1 protein-coding gene is annotated in these 1,448 nt (G+C 34.5%); it reads left to right on the forward strand.

Translation table 11 applies throughout. The features are described 5' to 3' along the window. Positions 1 to 234 precede the first annotated feature (234 nt). Positions 235 to 1,239, forward strand: coding sequence for a DUF3231 family protein (locus SB717_RS33305; RefSeq protein ID WP_410907063.1), 1,005 nt, complete (start codon positions 235 to 237; stop codon positions 1,237 to 1,239). Positions 1,240 to 1,448: the final 209 nt, after the last annotated feature.

Genomic DNA, 1,448 nt, shown 5'->3' on the forward strand with positions numbered 1-1,448 from the left:
ATCTTCAAATGTATGTCTTGACATAAAAGCACCCCAATCATTAGAGTTTCTTTGTCTAACAATTGGGGTTCAGTTCACCCCAGAGGTGGTTTTTCTGTTTTTTACGCTGTATACGATATACAGAAGTAGTTAACATAATCACAGTTATCGAAAATTACATGCTAAAAACCTTTTTTATTAAGAAAAATTCATATCTATTAATAAATTAGTAAATATTATCCACGAGGTGATAATTTGGATAAGAATAAGTTAAAACTCACATCTTCCGAAATAGGGACACTATGGGGAGAGTATGTAAACGGAACAATGACAGATGTAGTAAATCGATATATGTTCTCTATTATTGAGGATGAGTCAATAAAGGCCATTTTTGAAGATGCTATCAAGACCTTCGCAAAACAAAAGAAACAAATCGTAGCTTTTATAGAAAACGAAGGGTTTCCAGTTCCAATTGGATTTACTGAGTCTGACCTCAATAAAGGTACCAAAAAATTATTCACTGATATATTCTGCATGAATTATTTACATATCATGACTTTACATGGCTTGCTAGGACATACAACCTCATTAGGTGTTTCTGTCAGAGAAGACTTACGCCACTTCTACGATTCATGTGATAATGATGCAAAAAGGATGTATCATCAAACGATTGAATTATTACTTGAAAAAGGGGATTTTCAGAGGGACCCTTATTTTTATCCTGCTACGAACCCTGAATTTATTTCTAGCCAGGATTTCACGGATGGATTTTTCGGAAAGGGGAGACGTTTAACTGCAATAGAAATCATAAGTATTTCTTTCAACCTTAAAAAAAGTATTATGGCTAAAACTCTTTCTATTGGATTTAGTCAGGTCGCTCAATCAAAAGAAGTAAGAAAATTTTTAGAGGATTCGGAGAAAACAGCTGATGGTCAAATACAATCCTTTTCAACAATAATGCACGCAGATAATTTACCAGTTCCTAAATCGTGGGAGACAGAAGTAACAACTTCAACAGACTCCCCTTTTTCTGATAAGTTAATGATGTATCATATTGGTTTCTTATTCCAAACAGCACAAGCCTATCACGGAACAGGTTTAGCATCAGCCATGCGAACAGATCTTGTAACAACTTATGAAGGCATCATTCTCAAAAATCTAATAGTAACAAAAAAATGGTTTAACATTATGGTGAAAAATAAATGGTTAGAACAACCGCCACTTGCTCCTAACAGAAAAGAAATTGCAAAAGAAAAATGAGTAAATTCTTATATATTGAGCAAACTACCCAAGATGATGGATATCATCTCATGTATAATAACCTTTGAAAAAAACTTCTGATTGAGCCCAGGAGTTTTTTTCTCTTTTTATACTGTATACGCTATACAAAGCTAGTTAAGTCGGGTAAGTTAGGGGCATCACTGCCCCTTCCTCCCCTAAGAACCGTGCGAGTCCCTTTCAAGACACAT

The sequence above is a fragment of the Priestia sp. SIMBA_032 genome (assembly GCF_046535215.1).
GTDB classification, from domain to species: Bacteria; Bacillota; Bacilli; order Bacillales; family Bacillaceae_H; genus Priestia; species Priestia aryabhattai.